This window comes from Lentzea albida, from assembly GCF_900111005.1.
In the GTDB taxonomy this organism is placed as follows: Bacteria; Actinomycetota; Actinomycetes; order Mycobacteriales; family Pseudonocardiaceae; genus Lentzea; species Lentzea albida.
The window spans coordinates 47,830-71,568 of the sequence record NZ_FOFV01000013.1; the positions used below are offsets into that span (position 1 = coordinate 47,830).

General features: G+C 69.1%; 22 protein-coding genes. 7 read left to right on the forward strand and 15 right to left on the reverse strand.

The annotated features are described in order from the left end of the window. Nucleotides 1–495: 495 nt before the first annotated feature. Genes dhaM through dhaK form a run of 3 tightly spaced genes read right to left on the reverse strand, consistent with a single transcriptional unit; the run spans nt 496 to nt 2,811 of the window. Nucleotides 496–1,194, reverse strand: coding sequence for a dihydroxyacetone kinase phosphoryl donor subunit DhaM (gene dhaM / locus BMY74_RS28570; protein ID WP_089921555.1), 699 nt, complete (start codon nt 1,192–1,194; stop codon nt 496–498). Then, nucleotides 1,191–1,817, reverse strand: coding sequence for a dihydroxyacetone kinase subunit DhaL (gene dhaL, locus BMY74_RS28575; protein WP_089921556.1), 627 nt, complete (start codon nt 1,815–1,817; stop codon nt 1,191–1,193). The genes dhaM and dhaL overlap by 4 nt, the downstream gene beginning before the upstream one ends. A 1-nt stretch (nt 1,818) precedes the next feature. Then, the gene (gene dhaK, locus BMY74_RS28580) at nt 1,819–2,811 is read right to left on the reverse strand and encodes a dihydroxyacetone kinase subunit DhaK (RefSeq protein WP_089921557.1); all 993 of its coding nucleotides are present in this window, start codon (nt 2,809–2,811) and stop codon (nt 1,819–1,821) included. 144 nt (nt 2,812–2,955) lie between these two features. Between dhaK and BMY74_RS28585 the strand changes: the two genes are divergently transcribed. Beyond that, complete coding sequence (locus BMY74_RS28585) at nt 2,956–3,948, forward strand: ABC transporter substrate-binding protein (RefSeq protein WP_089921558.1); 993 nt, start codon at nt 2,956–2,958, stop codon at nt 3,946–3,948. A 22-nt stretch (nt 3,949–3,970) separates the two neighbouring features. Here BMY74_RS28585 and BMY74_RS28590 read toward each other — a convergent pair whose 3' ends face one another. The 4 genes from BMY74_RS28590 to BMY74_RS28605 form a co-directional block, all read right to left on the reverse strand. Next, the gene (locus tag BMY74_RS28590) at nt 3,971–5,476 is read right to left on the reverse strand and encodes an aldehyde dehydrogenase family protein (RefSeq protein WP_177229968.1); all 1,506 of its coding nucleotides are present in this window, start codon (nt 5,474–5,476) and stop codon (nt 3,971–3,973) included. A gap of 76 nt (nt 5,477–5,552) precedes the next feature. After that, nucleotides 5,553–6,563 carry a DUF3558 domain-containing protein gene (locus BMY74_RS28595; protein WP_143091734.1) on the reverse strand — a complete coding sequence of 337 codons (1,011 nt, stop codon included), beginning with the start codon at nt 6,561–6,563 and terminating at the stop codon, nt 5,553–5,555. Nucleotides 6,564–6,791: 228 nt separating this feature from the next. After that, entirely contained in the window at nt 6,792–7,028 is a 237-nt protein-coding gene (locus BMY74_RS28600) for a hypothetical protein (protein ID WP_089921560.1), read from the reverse strand. 11 nt (nt 7,029–7,039) lie between these two features. After that, nucleotides 7,040–8,731 (reverse strand): sodium:solute symporter family protein, encoded by a 1,692-nt coding sequence (locus BMY74_RS28605; RefSeq protein WP_089921561.1) that lies wholly within the window; start codon nt 8,729–8,731, stop codon nt 7,040–7,042. Between the two features lie 187 nt (nt 8,732–8,918). Between BMY74_RS28605 and BMY74_RS28610 the strand changes: the two genes are divergently transcribed. After that, the gene (locus BMY74_RS28610) at nt 8,919–9,221 is read left to right on the forward strand and encodes a hypothetical protein (protein ID WP_089921562.1); all 303 of its coding nucleotides are present in this window, start codon (nt 8,919–8,921) and stop codon (nt 9,219–9,221) included. Here BMY74_RS28610 and nucS read toward each other — a convergent pair. Continuing rightward, nucleotides 9,218–9,877, reverse strand: a complete 660-nt coding sequence (gene nucS, locus BMY74_RS28615) for an endonuclease NucS (RefSeq protein ID WP_089921563.1) — start codon at nt 9,875–9,877, stop codon at nt 9,218–9,220. The genes BMY74_RS28610 and nucS overlap by 4 nt on opposite strands. Nucleotides 9,878–9,931: 54 nt before the next feature. Between nucS and BMY74_RS28620 the strand changes: the two genes are divergently transcribed. Then, nucleotides 9,932–10,468: an NUDIX domain-containing protein gene (locus tag BMY74_RS28620; protein WP_089921564.1), complete on the forward strand. Its 537-nt coding sequence runs from the start codon at nt 9,932–9,934 to the stop codon at nt 10,466–10,468. Here the strand turns inward: BMY74_RS28620 and BMY74_RS28625 are convergent. Further along, nucleotides 10,465–11,385, reverse strand: coding sequence for a GlxA family transcriptional regulator (locus BMY74_RS28625; RefSeq protein WP_089921757.1), 921 nt, complete (start codon nt 11,383–11,385; stop codon nt 10,465–10,467). The two genes, BMY74_RS28620 and BMY74_RS28625, sit on opposite strands and share 4 nt — an antisense overlap. Nucleotides 11,386–11,494: 109 nt before the next feature. Here BMY74_RS28625 and BMY74_RS28630 point away from each other — a divergent pair, with 109 nt between their 5' ends. Both BMY74_RS28630 and BMY74_RS28635 read left to right on the forward strand, forming a co-directional pair. After that, nucleotides 11,495–12,073 carry a DJ-1/PfpI family protein gene (locus tag BMY74_RS28630; RefSeq protein WP_089921565.1) on the forward strand — a complete coding sequence of 193 codons (579 nt, stop codon included), beginning with the start codon at nt 11,495–11,497 and terminating at the stop codon, nt 12,071–12,073. Further along, nucleotides 12,070–12,477, forward strand: coding sequence for a hypothetical protein (locus BMY74_RS28635; protein ID WP_089921758.1), 408 nt, complete (start codon nt 12,070–12,072; stop codon nt 12,475–12,477). The genes BMY74_RS28630 and BMY74_RS28635 overlap by 4 nt, the downstream gene beginning before the upstream one ends. Here the strand turns inward: BMY74_RS28635 and BMY74_RS28640 are convergent. Further along, a complete protein-coding gene (locus tag BMY74_RS28640) occupies nt 12,474–13,172 on the reverse strand; it encodes an SDR family oxidoreductase (protein ID WP_089921566.1) in 699 nt (232 codons plus the stop codon). The two genes, BMY74_RS28635 and BMY74_RS28640, sit on opposite strands and share 4 nt — an antisense overlap. Nucleotides 13,173–13,274: 102 nt before the next feature. Here BMY74_RS28640 and BMY74_RS28645 point away from each other — a divergent pair, with 102 nt between their 5' ends. Continuing rightward, complete coding sequence (locus BMY74_RS28645; protein ID WP_089921567.1) at nt 13,275–14,129, forward strand: helix-turn-helix transcriptional regulator; 855 nt, start codon at nt 13,275–13,277, stop codon at nt 14,127–14,129. Here BMY74_RS28645 and BMY74_RS28650 read toward each other — a convergent pair. The 4 genes from BMY74_RS28650 to BMY74_RS28665 form a co-directional block, all read right to left on the reverse strand. Next, the gene (locus BMY74_RS28650; protein WP_089921568.1) at nt 14,044–14,802 is read right to left on the reverse strand and encodes an enoyl-CoA hydratase-related protein; all 759 of its coding nucleotides are present in this window, start codon (nt 14,800–14,802) and stop codon (nt 14,044–14,046) included. The two genes, BMY74_RS28645 and BMY74_RS28650, sit on opposite strands and share 86 nt — an antisense overlap. A gap of 9 nt (nt 14,803–14,811) precedes the next feature. After that, nucleotides 14,812–19,695 (reverse strand): trypsin-like peptidase domain-containing protein, encoded by a 4,884-nt coding sequence (locus BMY74_RS28655; RefSeq protein ID WP_089921569.1) that lies wholly within the window; start codon nt 19,693–19,695, stop codon nt 14,812–14,814. Continuing rightward, the gene (locus BMY74_RS28660; protein ID WP_089921570.1) at nt 19,692–19,994 is read right to left on the reverse strand and encodes a trypco2 family protein; all 303 of its coding nucleotides are present in this window, start codon (nt 19,992–19,994) and stop codon (nt 19,692–19,694) included. The genes BMY74_RS28655 and BMY74_RS28660 overlap by 4 nt, the downstream gene beginning before the upstream one ends. A gap of 74 nt (nt 19,995–20,068) precedes the next feature. Next, complete coding sequence (locus BMY74_RS28665) at nt 20,069–22,063, reverse strand: protein meaA (RefSeq protein WP_089921571.1); 1,995 nt, start codon at nt 22,061–22,063, stop codon at nt 20,069–20,071. A 103-nt stretch (nt 22,064–22,166) separates the two neighbouring features. Between BMY74_RS28665 and BMY74_RS28670 the strand changes: the two genes are divergently transcribed. Beyond that, complete coding sequence (locus tag BMY74_RS28670; protein WP_089921572.1) at nt 22,167–22,454, forward strand: hypothetical protein; 288 nt, start codon at nt 22,167–22,169, stop codon at nt 22,452–22,454. Here the strand turns inward: BMY74_RS28670 and murA are convergent. Continuing rightward, the gene (gene murA / locus BMY74_RS28675) at nt 22,444–23,709 is read right to left on the reverse strand and encodes a UDP-N-acetylglucosamine 1-carboxyvinyltransferase (RefSeq protein WP_089921573.1); all 1,266 of its coding nucleotides are present in this window, start codon (nt 23,707–23,709) and stop codon (nt 22,444–22,446) included. The genes BMY74_RS28670 and murA overlap by 11 nt on opposite strands. Between the last annotated feature and the right edge of the window lie 30 nt (nt 23,710–23,739).

Below are 23,739 nucleotides of genomic sequence, written 5' to 3' on the forward strand. Positions count from 1 at the left end.
TGGCGGTCAAGCGGGCTGGGCGAGCCGGTCGGGCGTGGCGGGCGGGCTGGGCCCGGGCGGTCGGACTGGGCCAGGCGGTCGGGCGTGGCGGGCGGACACCTGTGGCGGTCAGGAAACAGGCGGTGGCCAGGCACGGGTGGCGGCCGACGCGAGGCTCAGAGCCTGGACGAGGTCGCGGCGCACGCGCGTCCGAGCGGGTGGTGGCGAAGCCAGGCACAGCGCGGGTGAAGGTCAGCGGGCCGAGGGCGGAGCAGTCGGTCTGAAGCGCGGCACGTACCCGGCGGAGCGCCGGCACAAGCCCGCCGAAGCAGTCGGCACGAGCCGGTCGAGCAGCACGGTCGCGAGGCGGAGAGCCGCTGCTGCCCCGCGCGCTTCCTTGTCACGCAACGATTGAAAAGCGACTTCGGTTCCCCGTTGTCCACAGGTTCGCGCGCCGAGCATTTTCCCTGCTCAGGGCGCCCGCAACCTGTGGACAACCCGACAACCCGACACGAGCTAGTCGTCGAAGCCGCGCTCGGCCAGTTCCTCGATCCGGCGCACCGCCTCCTCGGCGTCCTTGCCCGTGGCCACGACGGTGATCGACTTGCCGCCCGGTGCGCTGAGGCCCATGAGGGCCAGGACGCTGGCCGCGTTCGCCTCCTCTGTGCCGTAGCGGACGGTCACGTCGGCGTCCAGCTCCGCCACGGTTCGGGCCAGCAGTGCGGCTGGGCGGGCGTGTAGGCCCACCTCGTTGGTCAGCTGCACCTCTGCTGACACCGCGCCCTGCACGAGGTGCAGGGCGGGGCGGTTGGGGGTGGCGGCCGGGGTTTCGCTCGAGGCGCCTTCTGCTGTCGCTGCCACGTCTGCCAGGGAGGCGCCCCCCTGTGCGGCTACGGCTGCGGCCACCGCGCCTTCCACCAGTGGGGCGTCCACCACCGCGTAGCGGGACGGGTCGTCTGCCGATTCCACGGCCATCTCGGCCGTCATCTTGGCGCTGCCCAGGTCGTAGAGCACCACCACGCCCGCGCCGGAATCCGCGTCTGCCAGGGCTTCGACCACTGCGCCGTAGTCGGTGCCGAGGCCGCCTTCTTCGGTGCCGCCGACTGGTTGCACGGTGACGTCCGGGGCCATCTGGGCTGCCAGTTCCGCTACGCCGTTGGCCAGCATGTCGCTGTGCGAGACGACCACCAGGCCCACTCGGGTCGTGTCCGTCATGCCTTGGCCGCCGTGTCGGCGAGGGCGCGCAGGAGCAGCGCCGTCGAGCGGGCACCTGGGTCCATGTGGCCCGCGCTGCGCTCGCCCAGGTAGGAGGCCCGGCCCTTGCGCGCGACCATCGGCACCGTGGACGACGCGCCTTCCGCTGCCGCGTCGGCTGCGGCGGACAGTGTTGCCGCCACTGAGCCGTCGGCGGAGGCGGCTGCCGTGACGGCCGGGGTCAGGGCGTCGACCATCGTCTTGTCGCCCACTGCGGCCTTGCCGCGCGCTATCACGCCGTCGAGTGCCGCTTGCAGGGCTCGGGCGACCAGGGCGCTGTCGAGTTCCGCGGCGTCGCCCAGTGCGGACGACGCGCGGAGGAAGGCGGTGCCGTACAACGGGCCCGCGGCGCCGCCCACCGTCGAGATGAGCGTGGTGGCCACGAGCTTCAGCACCTTGGCCGGGGTGTCGGGTGGTTCGGCGTCCAGACGGGACACCACGGCGGTGAAGCCGCGCTTCATGTTCTCGCCGTGGTCGGCGTCGCCGATCGCCTGGTCCAGGCGCACCAGTTCGTCGCGGTGCTCCTGGACGACGGCCGCGGCGGCTCGCACCGCCGCCACGACGTCCGCTGCCGTGCACCCCACGTCAGACTCCCCACCGCAGTGCGGGCGTGTGGACCGGCGCGTCCCACAGTTCGACCATCTCGTCGTCCAGGCGCAGCAGCGAGAGGCTCATGCCCTGCATCTCCAGGCTCGTGATGTACGGGCCCACCAACCTGCGTTCCACCGTGATCCCCCGATCCGCCAGCAGCTGTTCCGCGATGCCGTGCGCCAAGTACAGCTCAAGCAGCGGTGTGCCGCCCATCCCGTTCGTGAACAGCAGCACCCGGTCGCCCGACGCGAACGGCAGGTCGTCCAGGATCGGCTCCAGCAACGCCGACACCATCTCGGACGCCGTCCCCGCCTTCACCTTCTGCCGGCCGGGCTCGCCGTGGATGCCGATGCCGACCTCCATCTCGTCGTCCGCCAGCTCGAACGACGGCGACCCCACGTGCGGCACCACGCACGAGGTCAGCGCCAGACCCATCGACCGCACCGACGCGATCACCCGCAACGCCAGCGCCTCGCACGCCGCCAGGTCGTCGCCGCGCTCCGCCGCCGCGCCCACGATCTTCTCCAGCAGCACCGTGCCGCCGACGCCGCGGCGGCCGGCCGTGTACAGCGAGTCCTTCACCGCCACGTCGTCGTCGATCACGACCGATCTGACCTCCGACTCCGCGAGCTCGGCGGCCATCTCGAAGTTCAGCACGTCGCCCGTGTAGTTCTTCACGACCAGCAACGCCCCCGCGCCACCGTCGGTGCGGGCGATGGCGTCGACCACCTGGTCCGAGGTCGGCGACGTGAACACGGGCCCCGGACAGGCCGCGTCGAGCATGCCGCGCCCGACGAACCCGCCGTGCAGCGGTTCGTGGCCCGAACCCCCGCCCGAGATGATCGCGACCTTGCTCCGCACAGGACCACCGGCGCGCACGACGACCGCCGGATCCGGGTGCACGGCGAGCAGATCGGGATGGGCTGCCTGCATGCCCCGGAGCGCGTCCTGCACCACGGTTTCCGGATCATTGATGATCTTCTTCATCGAACAGCCCTTCCGATCGGCGGTGACCGTGTTCCTTCTTACTCCGGGGGTCTGACACTCGGAACCGGCAAAGGTCCCCGCTACCGTTAGCCTGCCCTAATAAATGCTGGTCAACATCACTTTCCGTAGCGGAGGAACAACGTCGTGTCGAAGAGAGCAGCGCTGCTCGTCGCAGTCGCACTGGCCCTGACCGCCTGTTCCAGCGCGCCGGACAAGCCGACCGTCGCCCAGGGCGGCGAGGACTTCGGCAAGGCGACCGAACTGAGCAACGGCTTCGGCACGACGCAGAAGCCCGGCGAGTTCCCCCGCACGATCAAGCACGCGATGGGCGAGACCAAGCTCGAGAAGAAACCCGAACGGGTGATCGTGCTCGACACCGGCGAGCTCGACAACGTCGTGGCGCTCGGCATCAAGCCCGTCGGCATCGCCTACACCGACGGCTCCCCCACCATGCCGTCCTACATCGGCGAGAAGGGCGGCACGCCGGAGAACGTCGGCACCACCAACAACCTCAACCTCGAGGCGATCACGAAGCTGAACCCGGACCTCATCCTGGGCTCGCAGCTGCGCGCGGAGGCCCTCTACCCGAAGCTCGCGGCGATCGCCCCGACGGTCTTCTCCGTGCGCCCCGGCTACGTGTGGAAGGAGAACTTCCTCCTCAACGCCGCCGCGCTCGACCGCCAGGCCGACGCCGCGAAGATGCTCGAGGACTACACGAACAAGGCCACCGAGACCGGCAACGCGATCGAGAAGAAGCTCGGCGTGCGCCCTGCGGTCACGGCGCTGCGCTTCATGCCCGGCCGCATCCGCCTCTACGCCAAGAAGTCGTTCATCGGCACGATCCTGGTCGACGCGAAGATCGGCCAGCCGAGCCCGTCCCAGGTGGACGACCTGGCCGCCGAGGTCAGCGCGGAGCAGATCGGCAAGGCCGACGGCGACTTCATCCTCTACTCCACCTACGGCGACCCGGCCAAGACCGCGCAGGCGTCGGTGCTCGGCGGTCCGTTGTGGACCGGCCTGAACGCCGTGAAGGCGGGCAAGGCCAAGCCGGTCCTCGACGAGACCTACTTCCTCGGCCTCGGCGTGCTCGCGGCGAACGTGGTCCTCGACGACATGAAGACGCAGCTCGGCGCCTGAGAACCCCTGGAGCGGATGCTCTTCAGCGACCGAAGAGCATCCGCGCGAGGCGCAGCATCTGCTTGCCCGCCATGGAAGACCTGTCGAACGTCGCCATGTCGATCAGCGACTTGAACTTCAGCTTCGTCACGGCCTTGGCGTAGGCGAACTCGCGCAGCCCGTCCTCGCCGTGGATGCGCCCGAAGCCGGAGTCGCCGACGCCGCCGAACGGCAGCCCCGGCACCGCCGCGTAGGTCAGCACCGAGTTGACCGACACCATCCCGACCCGCAGCTCGGCGGCCAGTTCCTCGCCGCGCGACTTCGAGAACACGGCCGCGCCCAGCCCGTACTTGGACCGGTTCGCGAGCCGCACGCCCTCGAGCGCGTTCGGCACCCGGTTGATCACCACGGTCGGCCCGAAGGTCTCCTCCGTGACCGCCAGCGAGTCCTCCGGCACGTCCGTCAGCACCACCGGCTCGACGTACGGCGGCCTGATCGACTCCGGCCCGCCCACCAGCGCCTTGCCGCCGCGGTCCAGCGCGTCCTGCACGTGCTCGCGGATGATCTCGACCTGCGACGGCATGGTGATCGGCCCGAGGTTCGCGTTCGGCTCACCGCCCGGCTTGAGCTTCTTCGCCCGCTTCACCACGATCTCTATGAACGCGTCGGCGACGTCCTCGGCCACGTAGATCCGCTCCACGCCCGCGCACGTCTGGCCGGCGTTCGACACCGCGCCCCAGATCGCGGCCTCGGCGGCGGCGTTCAGGTCGGCGTCCGAGTCGACGATCAGCGCGTCCTTGCCACCGCACTCGACCAGCACCGGCGTCAGCGAGGTGGCGGCGGCGGCCATGACCTTCTTGCCCGTGCGGGTGGAGCCGGTGAACGCGATCTTGTCGACGCCCGCCGAGACGAGCGCCGCGCCCGTCTCACCGAAGCCCGTGACCACCTGGAACACCGAGTGCTCCGGCACCGCCTCGGTGAACGTCGACGCGAGGAACGTGCCGACACCGGGCGTGAACTCCGAAGGCTTGAACACGACGGCGTTGCCCGCCGCCAGCGCGTACGAGATCGACCCCATCGGCGTGTGCGCGGGGTAGTTCCACGGCCCGATGACGCCGATGACGCCCAACGGCCGGTACTCGAGCGACGCGCTGTGGTTGAACATCAACATGCCCGACGACACCCGGCGCCTGCCGAGCACCCGGCTCGCGTTCCGCGAGGCCCAGTGCAGGTGGTCCATCACGAGCGCGACCTCGACGCGGGAGTCGTCCGCGGGTTTGCCCGTCTCCGAGCTGATCAGCGCGATGAACTCGTCCGTGCGCTGCGAGAGGATCTTGCGCCACGCGTCGAGCTTCGTCCGGCGGCCCTCGAACCCGAGCCCTGCCCACCACGCCGCGGCCTCGCGCGCGGACGCCACCGCGTCCTCGACCTCGGCGGCGGTGTGGACCGGGTGGTGCGCGACGACCTCACCCGTGCGCGGGTCCAGTGATGCGAACCGCCGCTGCTCGCCATCAGCCGACAGCGCGCTGTTCGAAGCGGTCTGCGTCATGGACCCTCCCGGTGTACTCGTCAGTAACCTCGACACTAACGCGTACTCGAAGAACTTTCAGCCCCCGCGGGAGCCGTCAGGCTTGGGGCAGAGAGGGGAGGACCGCCTTGGCGAACGCCTGCGCCGCCTGGCACCGGTCCAGTTCCTTCTCCTTCGAGGCCGCGACGATGAACTCCACGATCTCACCCGCGTTGCTCTGGTCCTTCGTCCGGACCAGCACCAGTTCGCAGGTCGGGAACGAGCCGTCCTTGAACGCCTGGTAGCCCTTCACCCCGCCGCCGAGATCGGCCTCGACGGACTTCGAGTCGAACTTGCCGTCGGCCGGGATGCGCGCCGTCTTGAACTCGATCTGCATCTGCGCGCTCTGCCCCGTCCACGAGCACTGGTGCAGCCCGAACGGCAACGCACGGGGCGAGGCGCCGAGCACGGGCGCGAGAGTGGCCTTGTCGACGATGGTGCACGGGTCGACCTCGACCGGCGACCCCTTCGGCGGGCTGTACTTCTGCGGGTTGCCCCGGAGCTTGCGCACCGCGCCCTCGAGCACCGTGCGGCCCGGCTCGCACGCCTCGGTGCCACCGGTGCCGGTGCTCACCTGGACGCGCACGGCCTGTGCGGGGCTCTCCTGCGTCACGGCCGAGATGAAGCACGACGTGTTGCTGAGCTTCTGCTCACCGCTTTTGAGGCCCGCGATCTGCTTCGTCGCGTTCTTCACCTCGGTGGACGTCAGCGAGTAGCCGATGTCCAGCGTGATGTTGAGGGTCTTGCCGCCCTTGTCCTTCATGTAGTTGGAGCAGCGCGTGTAGGAGCTGCTCGTGTACTTCGACGGCGTGCCGACCGCCTGCAGCACGTCCTTGTCGATCAACGCGCACGGGTTGATCAGCCGCAGCCGTTCCGCGGCGAACGCCGGGTCGACCGGCTTGCCCGCCTGCGCCGACTTCGTGGTCGACGGGTCGGGCGAGTTCGCGTCCGCACCCGCCTGCACGGTGCGGCGCGGCGAGTTGGTCTTGGCAAGACCCGGCCCGGTGGCGCAGCCGGCCATCAGCAACGCAGCGGCGGCGACCACGGCGGTGGCACGAAAACGAGGCACGACGTGCACGGTAGCGACCTTTGCGTGCGTTCGTGGGCGGTACCCCGACCTTGCCCCGTGGCCCATGTCACCCAGAGCTACGGGAACGATTCAGAAGATCAACGCGATGTACAAGGTGAAGACCCCGACCAAAGGAGAGACGTGCGAAACCGAATTCGCCGCGCAATCACCTGGCTCGACGCGTGGACGATCGAGGCCTTCAACCCTGTTTACCCTGGTCGTCCCCAGTCATAGCTCCTTGAGCGGCTGCTTGTCCGTGTCCGCGAACTGAGGCCGCAGCGTCGCCCAGGCGGCGAACACCGCCGCCAGCACCGCCATGGCGATGCCCGCCCACAGGTTGATGTTGACCCCTTCGGCCTTCTTCAGGTCGTCGTCGGACGTGAACCCGAGCCCGATGACGACCAGTACAACGCCGTACAGGCCGAAGAGGAAAGCGATGATCAGTCGCAGGTCGAACAACCTCATGGCAGCCTCCCTCAGCCGAAGATGAAGTAGAGAACGGTGGTCAGGGCCAATACGCCGCCACCGAGCAGTGCGGGCGAGCGGTACCAGCCCGCGTCCTCACCGGTGGTGCCGTGCGCCCTGTCCGCCTTGGGCGTGAGGCTGTAGACCAGCCCACCGAGCTCGCTGTCCGGCTTCGGCCTCGTGACGAGGCTGACCGCGACGCTCACGACGATGTCGACCACGAACGCGAGACCCGCGCCGAGGAAGCTCGCGCCCTGGCCCGGCAGCTCCAGCAGCTCGATGCCGAACGACGGCTCCGAGATCGCGTAGATGAAGATCGCGGTGAACGTACCCGCGAGCAGACCGACCCAGCCGGCGGTCGGCGTCATCCGCTTCCAGAACATGCCGAGGATGAACGTCGCGAACAGCGGCGCGTTGAAGAACGAGAACAGCGCCTGGATGTAGTCCATGATGTTGGACCCGCCGAGCGCCGCGGCGATGAACGCCGTGCCGATCGCGAGCACGCACGCACCGACCGTGGCGAGACGTCCGACGCGCAGGTAGTACTCGTCCGGCCGGTCCTTCTTGACGTAGTCCTGCCACAGGTCGTACGTGAAGACGGTGTTGAACGAGCTGACGTTCGCCGCCACACCGGCCATGAAGCTCGCCAGCAGACCGGTGATCGCGATGCCGAGGATGCCGTTGGGCAGCAGATCGCGCATCAACAACGGCAGCACGTCGTTGTAGGCCACGCCACCGCTCGTGTCACCGGACTTGAGCTGGGCCATCTCCGGCACGATCAGCGCGGCGATGATGCCGGGGATGATGATGATCGCCGGGATCAACGCCTTCGGGTACGCGCCGATGATCGGCGTGCGCTTGGCCGCCGACATCGACTTGGCGCTCATCGCGCGCTGCACCTCGGCGAAGTTCGTCGTCCAGTAACCGAACGACAGCACGAACCCGAGACCGAACACCAGGCCGACGACGCTCCACACCGGACTGTTGATGCCGGTGAGCTCCGTGGCGGGCCAGGCCGACAGCTGCTCCTGGTCGGTGACCTTCTCGACGATGCCCTGCCAGCCGCCGACCTTGATCAGGCCGACGATCGTCAGCGGCGCCAGCGCGGCCACGATGACGAAGAACTGCAGCACCTCGTTGTAGATGGCGGCGGACAGACCGCCGAGCGTCGTGTACGCGAGCACCACGAGGGCCGCGACGCAGATCGACACCGGCAACGGCCACCCGAGCAGCGCGTCGATGATCACCGCGAGCGCGAACAGGTTGATGCCCGCGATCAGGATCTGCGCGACGGCGAAGCTGATGGCGTTGACGAGGTGGGCGGGTTTGCCGAACCGGCGGCGCATGAACTCGGGAACGCTGCGCACCTTGGAGCCGTAGTAGAACGGCATCATCACCAGACCGAGGAACACCATCGCGGGGATGGCGCCGATCCAGTAGTAGTGCACGGTCGCCAGTCCGTACTGCGCGCCGTTGGCCGTCATGCCCATCAGTTCGAGCGCGCCGAGGTTCGCGGAGATGAACGCGAGACCGGTGACCCACGCCGGCAGCGACCGCCCGGACAGCAGGAAGTCGAGGCTGGAGGAGACGGATCGTCGCGCCATCACACCGATGCCGAGAACCACCACGAAGTAGATGATGAGCAACGCGTAGTCGATCGGTCCCGCGTCGAGCCGCAGGTCCGCCTCGGCCAAGATCGACACCGTCCACCTCCCAAACTTCGAACAAAGTCGAACAGAAAAGACCAGGAGAGGACATTACTCCAGGTGCAGCGGGTCTTACCCCGTGTTGATGATCACCAAACCACGAGGTGACCCGGGTCGCTCACTGAAGCCGGGAGGTGGGGAAATAAGGGTGCGCTGAAGCACGCTCGGGCCCAACACTGATCACGTGACCGAGCACCGTCCCGCCGCGCGCGAGTTCGTCGACGGCCTGCCCGCGGAACGCGCGGGCGTCGAGCTCGCCTGCCCGGACTGCGGCGAAGCCAGCACGTCCGGCGAACCCTGCTCCTGGTGCCGGATCCTGCGGACCTGGCGCGCACTGCCGCAGTCCGTCCGCGACGAACTCCGCCCAGCGATGGAGGCGAGGCAGACCACCGTCGCGGTGATCGAACAGATCCGTACAGCACTGGGCTGCGGACTCAAGGAGGCGGTCGAGTTCGTCCACCTCCCCCACTACCGCGACCTCGACTAGAACAGCCGGAACTCGTCCGGCTCGATCCCGCGCAACGCGTCGTAGTCCAGCACCACACACCGGATCCCGCGGTCCTCCGCCAGCGTGCGGGCCTGCGGCTTGATTTGCTGCGCCGCGAACACGCCCTGCACCGGCGCCAGCAGCGGGTCGCGGTTCAGCAGCTCCAGGTACCGGGTCAGCTGCTCGACGCCGTCGATCTCCCCGCGCCGCTTGATCTCCACGGCGACCGAGCCGCCCGCGGAGTCGCGGCACATCAGGTCCACCGGGCCGATCGGCGTCGGGAACTCGCGGCGCACCAGGGTCCAGCCGTCGCCCAGGGTGGTGACGTGCTCGGCCAGGAGCTTCTGCAGGTCGGCCTCGACGCCGTCCTTCTGCAGGCCCGGTTCGGGGCCCAGCTCGTGCTTGGAGTCGTGCAGGACCTCTTCGAGGGTGATGATCAGCTTCTCCCCCGCCTTGTTCTGCACCGTCCAGATGTCCGGGTCCTCGATCAGCCAGCAGGGCGGGCTCATCCAGTTCAACGGCTTGTACGCGCGGTCGTCGGAGTGGATCGACACCGAGCCGTCGGCCTTGATGAGCAGCAAGCGCTGGGCCATCGGCAGATGGGCGGTGAGTCGGCCTACGTAGTCGACCTTGCAGCGAGCGATGACGAGACGCACCGCGACAGGCTACGGGGTGCGTCCAGCATCCGGACGTTAGGTACGGTCCGTGGCGTGGAAAGCCTCGGCACCCGTCAGGTGTACGCAAACCCGTGGATGACCGTTCGCGAGGACGAGATCCAGCGCGCGGACGGATCGAGCGGCATCTACGGCGTGGTCGACAAGCCCGACTTCGCGCTGGTCATCCCGCTCGACGGCGAACGCGTGCGGCTCGTCGAGCAGTTCCGCTACCCGATCGGCCTGCGCCGCTGGGAGTTCCCGCAGGGCACCGCGCCGGACCGCGCCGACTCGGACCCGTTGCAGCTCGCCGCCCGCGAGTTGCGCGAGGAGACCGGGCTGCGGGCCGGGAAGATGATCGAGCTCGGCCTGCTCGACGTGGCGCCGGGCATGTCGTCGCAACGCGGCCGGGTGTTCCTCGCGACCCAGCTCACGGAGGGCTTCCACGAGCGGGAGCACGAGGAGCAGGACATGCGGTCGCGGTGGTTCCCGCGCGCCGAGTTCGAGGCGATGATCTCCAAGGGCGAGATCACCGACGCCCAGTCGATCGCCGCGTACACGCTCCTGCTGCTGCACGAGCACTCCCAGCCCTAACTCCGCTGGAAAGCCGCGCGGTAGCTCTGCGGTGAGGTGCCGGCGATCCGCTTGAACCTGTCGCGGAACGCCGTGGCCGAGCCGAATCCCACCCTGCTCGCGATCAGCTCGACCGGGTCCTTCGTCGTCTCCAGCAGGTGCTGCGCCTGGCGGACCCGTGCCCGGTGCAGCCACTGCAACGGCGTCGTGCCGGTCTGCTCGCGGAACCTGCGGTTCAGCGTGCGCGTGCTCATCCCCGCCTGCCGCGCCAGGTCTTCCAACGCCAGGTCGCGTGCCGCGTTGCTCTCCATCCACAGCAGCAGCGGTTCGAGCTCCGCGCCCTGGGGCGCCACGGGTGGCGTCACGATGAACTGCGCCTGCCCGCCCTCCCGTTCCAGCGGCATCACGGCGAACCGCGCCGCGTCGGCCGCCACCGCCGAGCCGTGGTCGCGCCGGATCATGTGCAGGCACAGGTCCAGCCCCGCCGCGGCACCGGCGGACGTGAGGAACTGGCCGTTGTCGACGTAGAGCACGTCCGGATCGACCTCCAGCGCGGGGAACCGCGCGGCCAGCTCCTCGGCGCCGAGCCAGTGCGTGGTCACGCGGAGCCCGTCCAGCAACCCGGTCTCCGCGAACACGAACGCGCCCGTGCAGATCGACGCGATCCGGGCGCCCCGTGCCGCGGCCTTCCTCAGCGCCTCGACCAGCGGCCGCGGCACGACCATCGCAGGGTCGTGGCCCGGCAGCACGATCGTGTCCACTTCGGACAGCAACTCCAGGCCGTGCGGCACCTTGATCTCGAAGCAGCCCGCGTCGACCGTCCTCTTCGGACCGCAGACGCGCACCCGGTACCGCCCGACCCAGTTGAACGCGTCGACCCCCGTCGCGAAGTCGAACGGGACCACGCTGTCCATCGCCACCACCGCCACCTCGTGCACGTCCACCACCGTAGCTGGCGAGAATCCGTTGGAACATGGCATTCCAGCCAGTTCTCGACGGGATCCGGCCCTCCTACGGTTTTGATCACCGACGCGAGGAGTGGGCGCAGTGAAAGCTCAAGTGGTGTTGTTCGACGGCTTCGACCCGTTGGACGTGATCGGCCCGTACGAAACGCTGACCGCAGGCGGCATCCCGACCGAACTGGTGACCGTCGAGGGAGACCGCGAGGTACCCGCCGGTCTGGACCTGCTGTCCCTGAAGGCGACCGCCCGGCTCGACCCGGCCGTCGGCCTCGTGGTCGTGCCCGGCGCGGCGGCCCACGCGGAGGACGAGATCTTCGCCCTGCTCAGCGCGGGTGCCGCCACGGTCGGTCCGGCGCTGAAGGACACGAGCGGGATCATCGCGACCGTATGCGGTGGCTCGCTGCTGCTGGCCATCGCCGGGCTCATCAAGGGCCGCAACGCCACCACCAACCACCTCGGCCTGCACGCCCTGGAAGCCATGGGCGTCAACGCCGTCCGCGCCCGCGTGGTCGACGACGGCGACCTCGTCACCGCCGCCGGCGTCACCTCCGGCGTCGACCTCGGCCTGCACCTGCTCGAACGCCTGGCAGGCGCCCAGAAGGCCCTGGAGGTCGAGGAGATGTTCGCCCACGAGCGGCGCGGCACCGCGTGGAGGGCCGCGTGAGCAAGCTCTTCCTCTCGCTGCACGTCCTGGCGGCCATCATCGCCATCGGCCCGGTGACGGTGGCCGCCAGCATGTTCCCGAAGGCGGTGACCACGGCCGGCAACCCCGAGCTGTTGCACCGGATCTGCCGCGTCTACGCGCTCATCGGCATCTCGGTGCCGGTCTTCGGGTTCGCGACGGCCGGCGTGATGGGCGTGACCGGCCACCCCTGGGTGGTCGTGTCGATCGCGCTCACCACCGCCGCCGCGTTCGTGCTCGCCCTCAAGATCCTGCCCGGCCAGGAGAAGGCGCTGAAGACCAAGGACGTCAAGCACCTGGCGATGTACACGGGGATCTTCAACCTGCTGTGGGCCACCGTGACGGTGCTGATGATCCTCCGGCCGGGCTCGACGACGGGCGCCTAGCGCGTCGCCACCGGCCGCACCACGATCTCGTTGACGTCGACGGACTCCGGCTGCGAGATCGCGTACGCGATGGCGTCACCGATCGCCGACGCGGGCAGCGCGTTCTTGCGGTACTCGTCCATGAACGACGCCGCGTAGTCCTCGGTGATGGTGTCCGCCAGCTCGGACTCCGTGACACCGGGCGAGATCACGGTGACGCGCAGGTCGTCGCGCTCCTGGCGCAGCCCCTCGGACAGCGCCCACACCGCGTACTTGGTCGCGCAGTACACCGCGGCCGTCGGCGTGACCAGGTGCGCACCGATCGAGGCGACGTTCACGACGTGCCCGCCGCCGGTGAAGAGGGGCAGCACGGCGGCGAGGCCGTTCAGCACGCCCTTGATGTTCACGTCCACCATGCGGTCCCACTCGTCGACCTTCAACGAGTCCATGAGGGACAACGGCATCACGCCCGCGTTGTTCACCAGCACGTCGACACGGCCGTGCTCGGCGAAGGCGGCATCCACAAAGGACTGGAAGGACTCGCGCGAGGTCACGTCCAGCGGCGCGTAGGAGGCACCGATCTCGGTCGCCAGCGCCTTCAACCGGTCCTCGCGCCGTGCACCGAGGAACACCTTGTGCCCCGCCGCGGCCAGAACGCGGGCCGTGGCCTCGCCGATACCGCTGGAAGCTCCACTGATCAGAACGACTTTGCTCATGGCCACAACACTCGGCGCACAACCCAGGTCCGACCAGGACACCTTCTCCCTAGGAGTGGCACACCCAGGCAGGGAACGACCCCGGCGCCTAGGCTCGCAGGCATGCTCGGCGAGTTCCTGAAAGCACACCGCGCCCGCGTCAACCCCCAGGACGCGGGCCTGCCGAGTCACACCCAGCGCAAGGTCAAAGGCCTGCGGCGCGAGGAGGTCGCGGTGCTCGCCGGGGTGAGCGCCGACTACTACGCCCGCCTCGAACAGGGCCGCGAGACCAACCCGTCGGCGCAGGTCCTCGACGCCCTCAGCCGCGCGCTGCAGCTCGACACCGACGCCCGCGCGCACCTGCACCGCCTCGCCGGCGTGGTGGCGGACGAGGGCCACACGACCGACAAGGTGAGCCCGGAACTGCGGCGGCTCATCAGCGGCATGCACGACATGCCGGCGTTCGTGATGAGCTCCTACCTCGACCTGCTGGCCACGAACGCGCTGGCCGACGCCCTGTACGAACCGTTCGCGCCCGCCGACAACCTGGCCAGGATGGCGTTCCTCGACCCCGCCGCCACGAGCTTCTACCCGCGCTGGAACTGGGTCGCGCAGAGCACGGTCGGCAACCTGCGGCTGACGGCCGACCCGAACTCGGCACGGCTCGGGCGGATGGTCGCGGAACTGCGCCGGAACCCGGTGTTCGAGGAGCTCTGGGAGAACCACGAGGTGCGCGGGAAGACCCAGGACGCCAAGGAGTTCGTGCACCCCGCGGTCGGTTCGATCAAGCTGAGGTACCACTCGTTCGACGTGCGCGAGGCACCCGGCCAGTTCCTCGTGATCTACCAGGCCGAGCCGGGCCCGAACGCAGACGCGCTGAAGCTCCTCGCGACTAGTCGGGCCACACGGGAGGGCGCTTCTCCAGGAACGACGCCCGTCCCTCTTTGGCTGACGGGGACTGGGAGGTCTCGGCCATGACGTTCAGCGCGACCTTGTAGGCGTCCGCCTCGGGCCGGTCGAGCTGCGCGTAGATCGTCCGCTTGCCGATGGCCTTCGAGGCCCGGCTCCCCCGCGTGGCCCTCGCCAGCAAATCGTCGACCTCGGCGTCCAGGGATTCGGCGGGCACCGCCCGGTTGATCAGACCCCACTCCACCGCCGTGGCCGCGTCGATCACGTCCCCGGTCAGCACGAGCTCCATCAACCGCTTGCGCCCGATCGACCGCGCCACCGGCACCGCGGGCGTGTGGCAGAACCAGCCGGCCTTGCCACCGGGCAACGAGAACCCGGCCGTGTCCGCCGCCACCGCGAGATCGCACGACGCCACCAGCTGACACCCGGCCGCCGTCGCCAGCCCCTGCACGCGCGCGATCACCACCTGCGGCGCGGACTGGATGGTCTTCATCAGCACGGTGCACAGCTCCAGCAGCAGCCGAACACCCTCTTCGTCCCGTGCGTGCACGTCCGCGAAGTCGTGGCCGGCGGAGAACACAGGCCCCTCGGCGGCCAGCACGATCCCGGCCGCGTCGGACGCCCTGACCTCGCGGAACGCGTCCAGCAGCTCGGTGAGGTGCTCCGCGGACAGCGCGTTGCGCCTGGCCGCGCGGTTCATCGTGATCCGGACGACCGACCCGTCCCGCGAAACGTCAACCATGCATCGACGCTAACCCAGAATCTCGTCCGCGAACCGCTGGAGCACCGGTAGGTCGACCTTTCCGAGCGCAATGAGCGCTCTCGACCAGTCCTTCGTGGCAAGCACGTCGGCCACGAACTTCCGGGATCCGGTCGTCTCCCTGCCGTCCGCCACGGCCCGCAACCGGATGTCCCGCAACGTCTCCTCCCGCACCGCCGGATCGTCGATGAGCTGCGCGATCCGCAACGCTTCCGCGTGTTCGCCGTCCTTGTCGCGCATCGCCGCGAAGTTGCGGTAGACCCCGTCGCGGAAGTACGGGCTGGGGATTGCAGCGGCTGAGGCCAAACACCGAACCGTCAGGTCATGACGCTGCCTGAGGTCGTCCGGGGCGACGTTCGGCACGGCACGCAGCGCAACCGACTTCCTCATCGACTCCGTGCTGCCGTCCACCAGGGACAACGCGAGGTCGTTCTCGCCTGCCGACACCAGGGCCTTGACCAAGTCCTCGATCCAGAGCTCCTGTCCGTTGACCAGAACCCCTCGTGCCAGTTGTGTCAGGACGGCTCGCGCGGTGTCACCCACGGGGCTGGCCGACGCCATCCGCGCGATGTCGGCCAGCGCGTAGAACTTGTCGGCATCGCCGCGAATCTCGTCCACGAGCGCGTATGCCTGCGCACTCCGACCCAGGGTGGCCAACGCCCTGGCCAGCACCGAACAGTAGCGTGGGCGGTCGAACTCGTCAGTGGTGGTACGCGTGAGTGCTTCAACCGCCGCGGCGAACTGTTCGACGGTCTCCCGAGCGCCCGTGCGTTGCAGGAACTCGATCGTTTGCTGAAGGTCCCACGTCTCGTCGCGACCACGGATCCTCGCCGCGTCCGCGGCGAGCGCTTGGGCGCGTGCGACGTCTCCGCGATCCAACGCGGCGAGGCTCATGCCGGACAACGCGAGAAACCGCAGGTTGCCGCTCTTGGGAATCAACGCGTGCCGATCGGCACGGCTCTCGTCCCCTGCGAGGTCGAGTGCTTTCACCAGAGCACCGTGCACCTGGTCCAGCAAGCCTCCGCCAACGTCGTCCCTCACGACTTCCTCGGCCTCGACGCACAACGCCCGAGCACGTTCGGAGTCACCCGACGCGGCGACAGCCGCGGCAAGCGCGGCCATCCCGGCCGAACGCTTGGACTTCATGGGCACCGCGGCCAGGAACGTCCGCGCCCTGGCGAGTTCACCTCGGCGGCAAGCGGTCAGTGCGCATTCGGTCAGCAGGTCAGCAAGGCGGAGGTCATCGTCATGGGCACTCACGTAGTGAACAGCCCGGTCGTAGCACCCCTCGTCCACCAGTGAGGTGATGATCTCGCCGAGAACCTGATTCTGGTGGTACGCCGTTCCGATGGCGGTGATCAGCAACCGCGCGTGGTCGTCCTTGCCGAACGCCATGGCGGCCTTCGCAGCACCGATGAGGCGCTGGCTCCGGTCGAACACCCGATCGCCGCTGTTCGCGACGACGATCGCAAGGTCGATCTCCTCCAACTGCACGAGCAGTTCGACAAGCTCTTGCCGCGCAGAAAGAAGCGGTCTCCCGGCTGCGGCGTCCATGATCTGGTGAGCTCGCTCGCGGTCACCCGCGAAGACCGCGGCGGCGAGCAACGAATGAACCACCTCGGTCTTCTCATCGAACTCCAGCAGACGCAGTGCCAGATCAACGGCTCCGATTTTCGCGACGACACTCAGGGCGGCACCGAACAGACGAATTCTGGAGCGCCACTCGTCGATCACGTTTCCCACGAGCCGCCGCGCCCGTGCGTCGTCCTCCACGTCAGCGGCGACATGGGCGAGATCCAGCAGAGGCCGCATGTCACGGGTCTGCCCGATGACCGGCCCCGCGACGGCCTCCGCCAGGTCCATCAGCCCGACGTACCGGTCCCGGTCGCCGCACAACGAGGCCACCGCCGCCATGGCGCTGAGCGTCTGAACGCGGACGAGCGGGTCCTCGATCGTCGCCGCCTGCTCGTCCGCCTGCGCCGACAGCCGTCCGACCTGACCCGTCCCACCCGTCACACACGCGATCCTGGCCAGTCCGACGAGGACGCGTGCCTGGTCCTCCGGCTTTTCGAGGTCGGGGAGCAAGGCTTTCACCGAGGCCATCAGTCCTGCCGCCCGCTCCATCTCCCCCGCTTTGGCGCACATGGTGGCGAGCTCGCACCACGCCATCGCGCGCAGCGCCGGTCCCGAGATCTCATCAGCGCACCGGGAAGCGCGCGTCACATCGCCCTCGTCCACGGCCTGCTCCACCAGATCTGCGAGCAGCTCGTCAGGATCGTTGCACGCCAACGCGTACACCACCGCGCTGTCGTCATCACCGGCCGCCATAGCCGCGACGCCAAGGGCGCGCAACCGGTGTTCGCGCAGCTTCTCGTCCGCCTCCCGGAGCAAACCCAGCGTTCGCTGGGCGTCGTGCCGCACCTCGGAGAGGAGCAGTTTCAGCGAACGGGAGCGATAGTAGGAATCCGTCATCGCCCGCAGGAAACGCGAGGCCAGGGCGTCGTCCGAGGCTCGTATCGCGACCAGCGCCCTCTCCTCGCAGGTCGCGCTCTGCTGGTAGTCGGAGCTCATGGCCGCGATGTGAGCCAGAGCCTGGTCGTGGTCACCTCGTGCGCAGGCGACTCGGACGAGGTGCCCCAGCGACACGTCGTGGAGGTAGGAGTCTCCGAGCAGAGGCACGTTGGCGTGGATCTCCGCGGCGAAGCGGAGCGCTTTTTCGTCTTCCGCACCACCCGCGAACGCCATCGCCAGGGTGGCCAGCGTCTCGTGGAGTGTGAGCGGATTACCCGTTCTTCTGGCCAGCCGTTCCGCTTCGTCGGCGAGACGGGGCACCAGGCGGAGGTCGTCTCGGGTGACGAGGGCCGACACGATGCCCGCCAACGCCTTCGCGCGCAGCATTTCCGACGTGAAGCTCTCGGCCAGGGCGATCGCCCGGTCGACGTGACCGATGCGGGCCCAGACACCAGGCAGTTCGGCAGGGATGCCCTGGTTGCGGGCTCCGAGTTCCGTGCGGGCCGCCGCCACCCGCAGCATGGTCAACAGGTCGGGCTCCGGTGCGCGGGCGAGAAGACCGATTGCCGAGACGATCTCCGTCAGCGCCAGCGAGTCCGCACCGGTCAGCAACAGCATGCGGTCGTGGCGCGGCCGGTCGACCGCCAGCGCCACCATCCGGTCGGTGTCGCCGAGAGCCGCGAGCAACCGGGGATGGCCGCGGAACAGGTAGACGGGCGTGTGCTCGGGCCACCCGTCCGCCCGGTACCGCTCCGCCCACGCGTCCAACTGCTCGCGGTAGGCGGCGAGACCGGTTCCGTACTTGTGCTCGGCCTGCTCACGCAGGGTGTCGTGGGTGAAGAGGTACACGCGCTCCGCTGGGTCCCTGCCTGCGCGGGCGCCGACGCTGCGGCCGAGCATGCCTCCGAAGAGCGCGTCCAGTTCGTAGCGCGGGCGGCCGGTGAGCTCTTCCAGATCGCGTTGGGTGAGACCACCGCCGGATGCGGTGATGAGGCCCAGCACGTCGCGTTGCAGACCGGGTTTGGCGAGCAGGGTGGTGAGTTCGCGCTTCGCCTCGCCCTCCAGGTTCTTGGCGTAGGGCGAATCCCTCAGAAGGCGTGGCACGACCGTCCTGAGCGGATGGTCGCCGACGACGTCGTCCGGCAGCTCGGGGTGCGGGCGGCTCGCCACGAGCACGCGGACCGAGCGGGGCAACCGGCGCGGGAGCAGGCTCGCGATGCTGGGGCGGTCCAGCCCTTCGGCCCGGCTGGTGTCCTCGTCCAGGCCGTCGACGACGAGCAGCAGCGTGCGGCCGGTGGCGGCGCAGGCGGCGGCCGCGGTGTTGAGCAGGCGCAGTGTGTGGCCGCGGCGGGCGCGCGCTTCCAGTGCCTGGTTCGGGGGTTCGCCCACGAGCGCGGCGAGTTGGTCGATCAGCGCCTCGGTGAAGGCGTCGCTGTCGGACTGCCCCGCCCAGCGGCCGGTGACGAAGAAGGACACCACGTCCACGCCGTCCGGAGGATGCTGGGCGAACCACGCGAGCAGCGCGGACTTGCCCGCCCACGGACCCGCGTGCCACCACGCGTACGGCTCGTCGCCCGCGCAGAACCGGACCAGTTCGCCCAGCTCCCAGTTGCGGTCGTGGAGGTGCTGGGGCGCGGCCTCTGCGACCAGGGCCTGGTAGGCGTTCGTGATCAACGCCGACCGGGCGGGAGGCAGCACGCCCGGCAACGGGGCGGGCACGCGCAGCACGTCCCTCAGCGGAGTGCCCTGATCTGGATCGACCCGGTCCAGTGCCAGGTCGACACGGGCGGCCGCGAGCCTGCCGAGTCCGTCTCCTGGGTGGTGCTTCGCGATGACGCCGACGACGTGGCCGCCCGACCACAGCGCCGATCCCGACATCCCCTGCCAGGGCGAGGAATCACCGTCGGACGAACCGGCCGGCTCAACCACGACCTCCAGGGTGCCCTCCCGCCAGTTCGACAGGACGGCCACGGTTCCGCTCGCGTGGCACGAATCGCGGTACTTCAGACCGGCGGCGTCCGCGCGCATCTTCCACAGCGGGAACCCGACGGCCTCGACCGCCAGCACGGCGGCGCGGTTCTCGATGCGGCCGAAGCTGACCGGTGACACGGGATCTTCCGCCTCGATCGTCACGACGGCTATGTCCGACACCGGGTCTGACCACCAGGAGACTGCGTCGACGACGCGTTCGCCGGGAAGATCGGGTTCGAACCGGATGCGCACGGAGGACGCGCCATCGACCACATGCGCCGCGGTCAGCACGGCATCGGTGCGCACGCGGTAACCGGAGCCGCGCTGCCGTTCGCCGTCCCGGGTCACGATCAGCTCCGCGACCCGGGAACGGTCGAGCGGCGCCCCGGTCATTTCTCGTCCGCCACCTCGCCGCCGGAGATCTCGACCTTGCCGGTCTGTCCCTTGCGGCGCGGGTCGAGCACGAGCTTGATCGTCTGCGTCGTGCTCGACCCAGCGGTGACGTCGGCGCCCAGCTCGACCACCCAGAACTTGACCTTCGCGCCCGGCTTGGCCTCCTTGGTGACCTCGACGGTCAGCTCCAGCTCGACCGGCCCGACCTCGAAGCGCAGTTCCTCGTTCTCACCGGCGCGCATCGCCTCGGTCAACTCGGCACGCAGCTGGCTGATCAGCTCCGCGAGCTCCACCTTCATCGGACGCCTCCCCGCATGTGAAAGATCTACGGGGACTTTCTGCTCAGGCCTGGGATTCGTTACGCACCGAATGATCAGCTCAGGCCGTGGACCTCCCGGATCACGGTGACGATCTCGTCCATGATCTCGGTCAGCTCGTAGTCCTTGGGCGTGAACACCCGCGCCACCCCGCGCTCGCGCAGCTTGGCCGCGTCGTCCGGCGGGATGATGCCGCCGACGATCACCGGGATGTCCCCCGCGCCCGCCGCGCGCAGGCCGTCGACCACCGCGGGCACGACCTCCAGGTGCGAACCGGAGAGGATCGAGAGACCGACGACGTGCACGTCCTCCTGCACGGCCGCCGCGACGATCTGCGACGGCGTCAGGCGGATGCCCTGGTAGACGACCTCGAAGCCGACGTCGCGGGCCCGCACGGCGACCTGCTCGGCGCCGTTGGAGTGGCCGTCGAGGCCCGGCTTGCCGACGAGCATGCGCAGCCGCTCGCCCAGGTCGTCGCCGGTGGACCGCACGCGGTCGCGCACGCGGGCGATCTCCGAGCCCGCCTCGCCCGAGGCCGAGGCGCCGGAAACGCCTGTGGGGGCACGGTATTCGCCGAACGTCTCACGCAACGCCTGCGACCACTCGCCCGTGGTCACGCCTGCGCGCGCACACGCCAGCGTCACCTCCACGAGGTTCTGGTCGGTCTTCGCGGCCTCGCGCAGCGCGTCCAACGCCGCTTCGACAGCGGAGTTGTCGCGGTTCGCGCGCCACTGCTGGATCGCTTCGACGGCGTGCATCTCGACGATCGGGTCGATGGTCTCGATGGCGTTCGCGCCCTCGGCCTGCAGCGGCGACGGCTCGGTCGTGTCGAACTTGTTGACACCGACGACGACCTCCTCGCCGGACTCGACGCGACGACGCCGGTCCGCCAGGGAGGACACGAGCTGGGACTTCATGTAGCCGGACTCGACGGCCGCGACGGCGCCGCCCATCGCCTGCACGCGGTCGATCTCCTCGCGGGCACCGGCGAGGATCTCGTTCACCTTCGCCTCGATGACCGGTGAGCCGTCGAAGATGTCCTCGTACTCCAGCAGGTCCGTCTCGTAGGCGAGCACCTGCTGCATGCGCAACGCCCACTGCTGGTCCCACGGGCGTGGCAGGCCCAGGGCCTCGTTCCACGCCGGGAGCTGAATGGCGCGCGCACGGGCGTTGCGGGACAACGAGACGGCGAGCATCTCCAGCACGATGCGCTGGACGTTGTTCTCGGGCTGCGCCTCGGTGAGGCCCAGCGAGTTGACCTGCACGCCGTAGCGGAACCGGCGGTGCTTCGGGTTCTCGACGCCGTAGCGCTCGCGCGTGATCTCGTCCCACAGCTGGGCGAACGCGCGCATCTTGCACATCTCCTCGATGAACCGCACACCGGCGTTCACGAAGAAGGAGATGCGGGCGACGACGTCACCGAACTTCTCCTGCGGCACCTGACCGGAGTCGCGCACCGAGTCGAGGACCGCGATCGCCGTGCACATCGCGTACGCGACCTCCTGCGCCGGCGTCGCGCCGACCTCCTGGAGGTGGTAGCTGCAGATGTTGATCGGGTTCCACTTCGGCACGTTCGACACGGTCCACGCGACCATGTCGGTGATCAGCCGCAGCGACGGTCCCGGCGGGAACACGTACGTGCCGCGGGACAGGTACTCCTTGATGATGTCGTTCTGCGTCGTGCCGGCCAGGGCGGACGGGTCGGCGCCCTGCTCCTCGGCCACGGTGACGTAGAGCGCGAGCAGCCACATGGCCGTCGCGTTGATCGTCATCGACGTGTTGGCGCCGCCGAGCGGGATCTGGTCGAAGAGCTGCCGCATGTCGCCGAGGTGGCTGATGGGCACGCCGACCTTGCCGACCTCACCCTTCGCGAGCTCGTCGTCGGGGTCGTAGCCGGTCTGCGTGGGCAGGTCGAACGCCACGGACAGGCCCGTCTGGCCCTTGGCGAGGTTCCGGCGGTAGAGCGCGTTGGACGCCGCTGCCGAGGAGTGACCCGCGTACGTCCGCATCACCCAGGGGCGGTCGCGTTCGCGGTCAGCTGGATACGGCACAGCAACCTCCCACATCGTCGTTCTCCGGAGCGTACTGGCCGGTAACCATTGCTGCGCGTGCGCTTGCTCACTGAATCGAGACCAATGGGCGCATGATGGAGAGGTGACGGGGATTTACCAGACGGTCGTCGTGTTCGGCGCGCTCGCACTGCTGGCGCTGACGCTCCGGTACTTCGCGGGCAACGACAGGCGGCCCGTGCCGGATCTGGACGGCACGGACTTCGGGTTGCTGAGCGAGGTGGCGGTCGTGCCCACCGAGGAGGCCGCGAAGGTCCTCGTGCAGAAGCTGAAGAAGAACGGTGTGCGGGCCACGCGTTCGCGGAACGCCCCCTACCAGGTGATGGTCTGGCCGCAGGACGTCCCGAACGCGCGGCTCGTGCTCAAGAGCTGACGCGCTCCACGTCGGCACCCAGCTTGCGGAGGTTCTCGACGAACCCGGGGTAGCCGCGCTCGATGTGGAAGATCTCGTAGACCTCGGTGGCCCCGTCCGCGCACAGACCGGCCAGCACGAGCCCGGCACCGGCGCGGATGTCCGACGCCCACACCGGCGCGCTGGACAGCTTCTCGATGCCGCGGATGACGGCGTGATGCCCGTCCGTGCGCGCGTCGGCCCCGAGGCGGATCATCTCGTCGATGAACCGGAACCGGGACTCGAACAGGTTCTCGGTGATCATCGAGGTGCCCTCGGACACCGTCGACAGCGCGATCGCGAACGGCTGGTTGTCCGTGGCGAACCCGGGATAGGGCAGCGTCACGAAGTCGACGGCCTTGGGGCGGCCCTCCATGACGACGCGGAAGCCCTCGTCCTCACCCTCGTAGACGGTGACCTCGGCGCCCGCCATGCGCAGCTTCTCGAGCACCAGGTCGAGGTGGTGCGGGTTCACGCCGCGCACCCGGACGTCACCACGGGTCATGGCGGCGGCGAAGCCCCAGGTGGCGCCCACGATCCGGTCACCGATCACGCGGTGCTCGGTCGGCTTGAGCTCCGTGACGCCGTGCACGGTGAGCGTGGACGTGCCGGCGCCCTCGACCTTCGCACCCATCTGGTTGAGCATCAGGCAGAGGTCGACGATCTCGGGCTCGCGGGCGGCGTTGTCGATGACCGTCGTGCCGTTGGCCAGCACGGCCGCCATCAGGATGTTCTCGGTCGCGCCCATGCTGGGGAAGTCGAGCCAGATCTGCGTGCCGTGCAGCCCCTCGGCCTCGGCGACGATGCAACCGTGCTCGATCCACGTGGTCGCACCGAGCTTCTCGAGACCGCTCTGGTGCATGTCGAGCGGCCGCGACCCGATCGCGTCACCACCGGGCAACGCCACCACGGCACGCTTGCAGCGCCCGACCAACGGCCCGAGCACGCAGATGGAGGCCCGCAGCTTGCCCATGGCCTCGGAGTCGGCCCGGTGACTCAGCTCGGCGGGCGTCGTGATCCTCGCCACGTCGCCTTCGAGCTCGACCTCGCACCCGAGGCTGCGCAGCGCGTCGGCCATCAACGGCACGTCGAGGATGTCCGGGCAGTTCGTGATGGTCGTCGTGCCCTCGGCCAGGAGGGCGGCCGCCATCAGCTTGAGCACGCTGTTCTTGGCGCCGACGACATCAACTTCGCCGACCAGCCTTGCGCCACCGTGTACCCGGAAATGCTCGCTCACGCGGCAATCCTACGTACGGCCTTAAAGTGC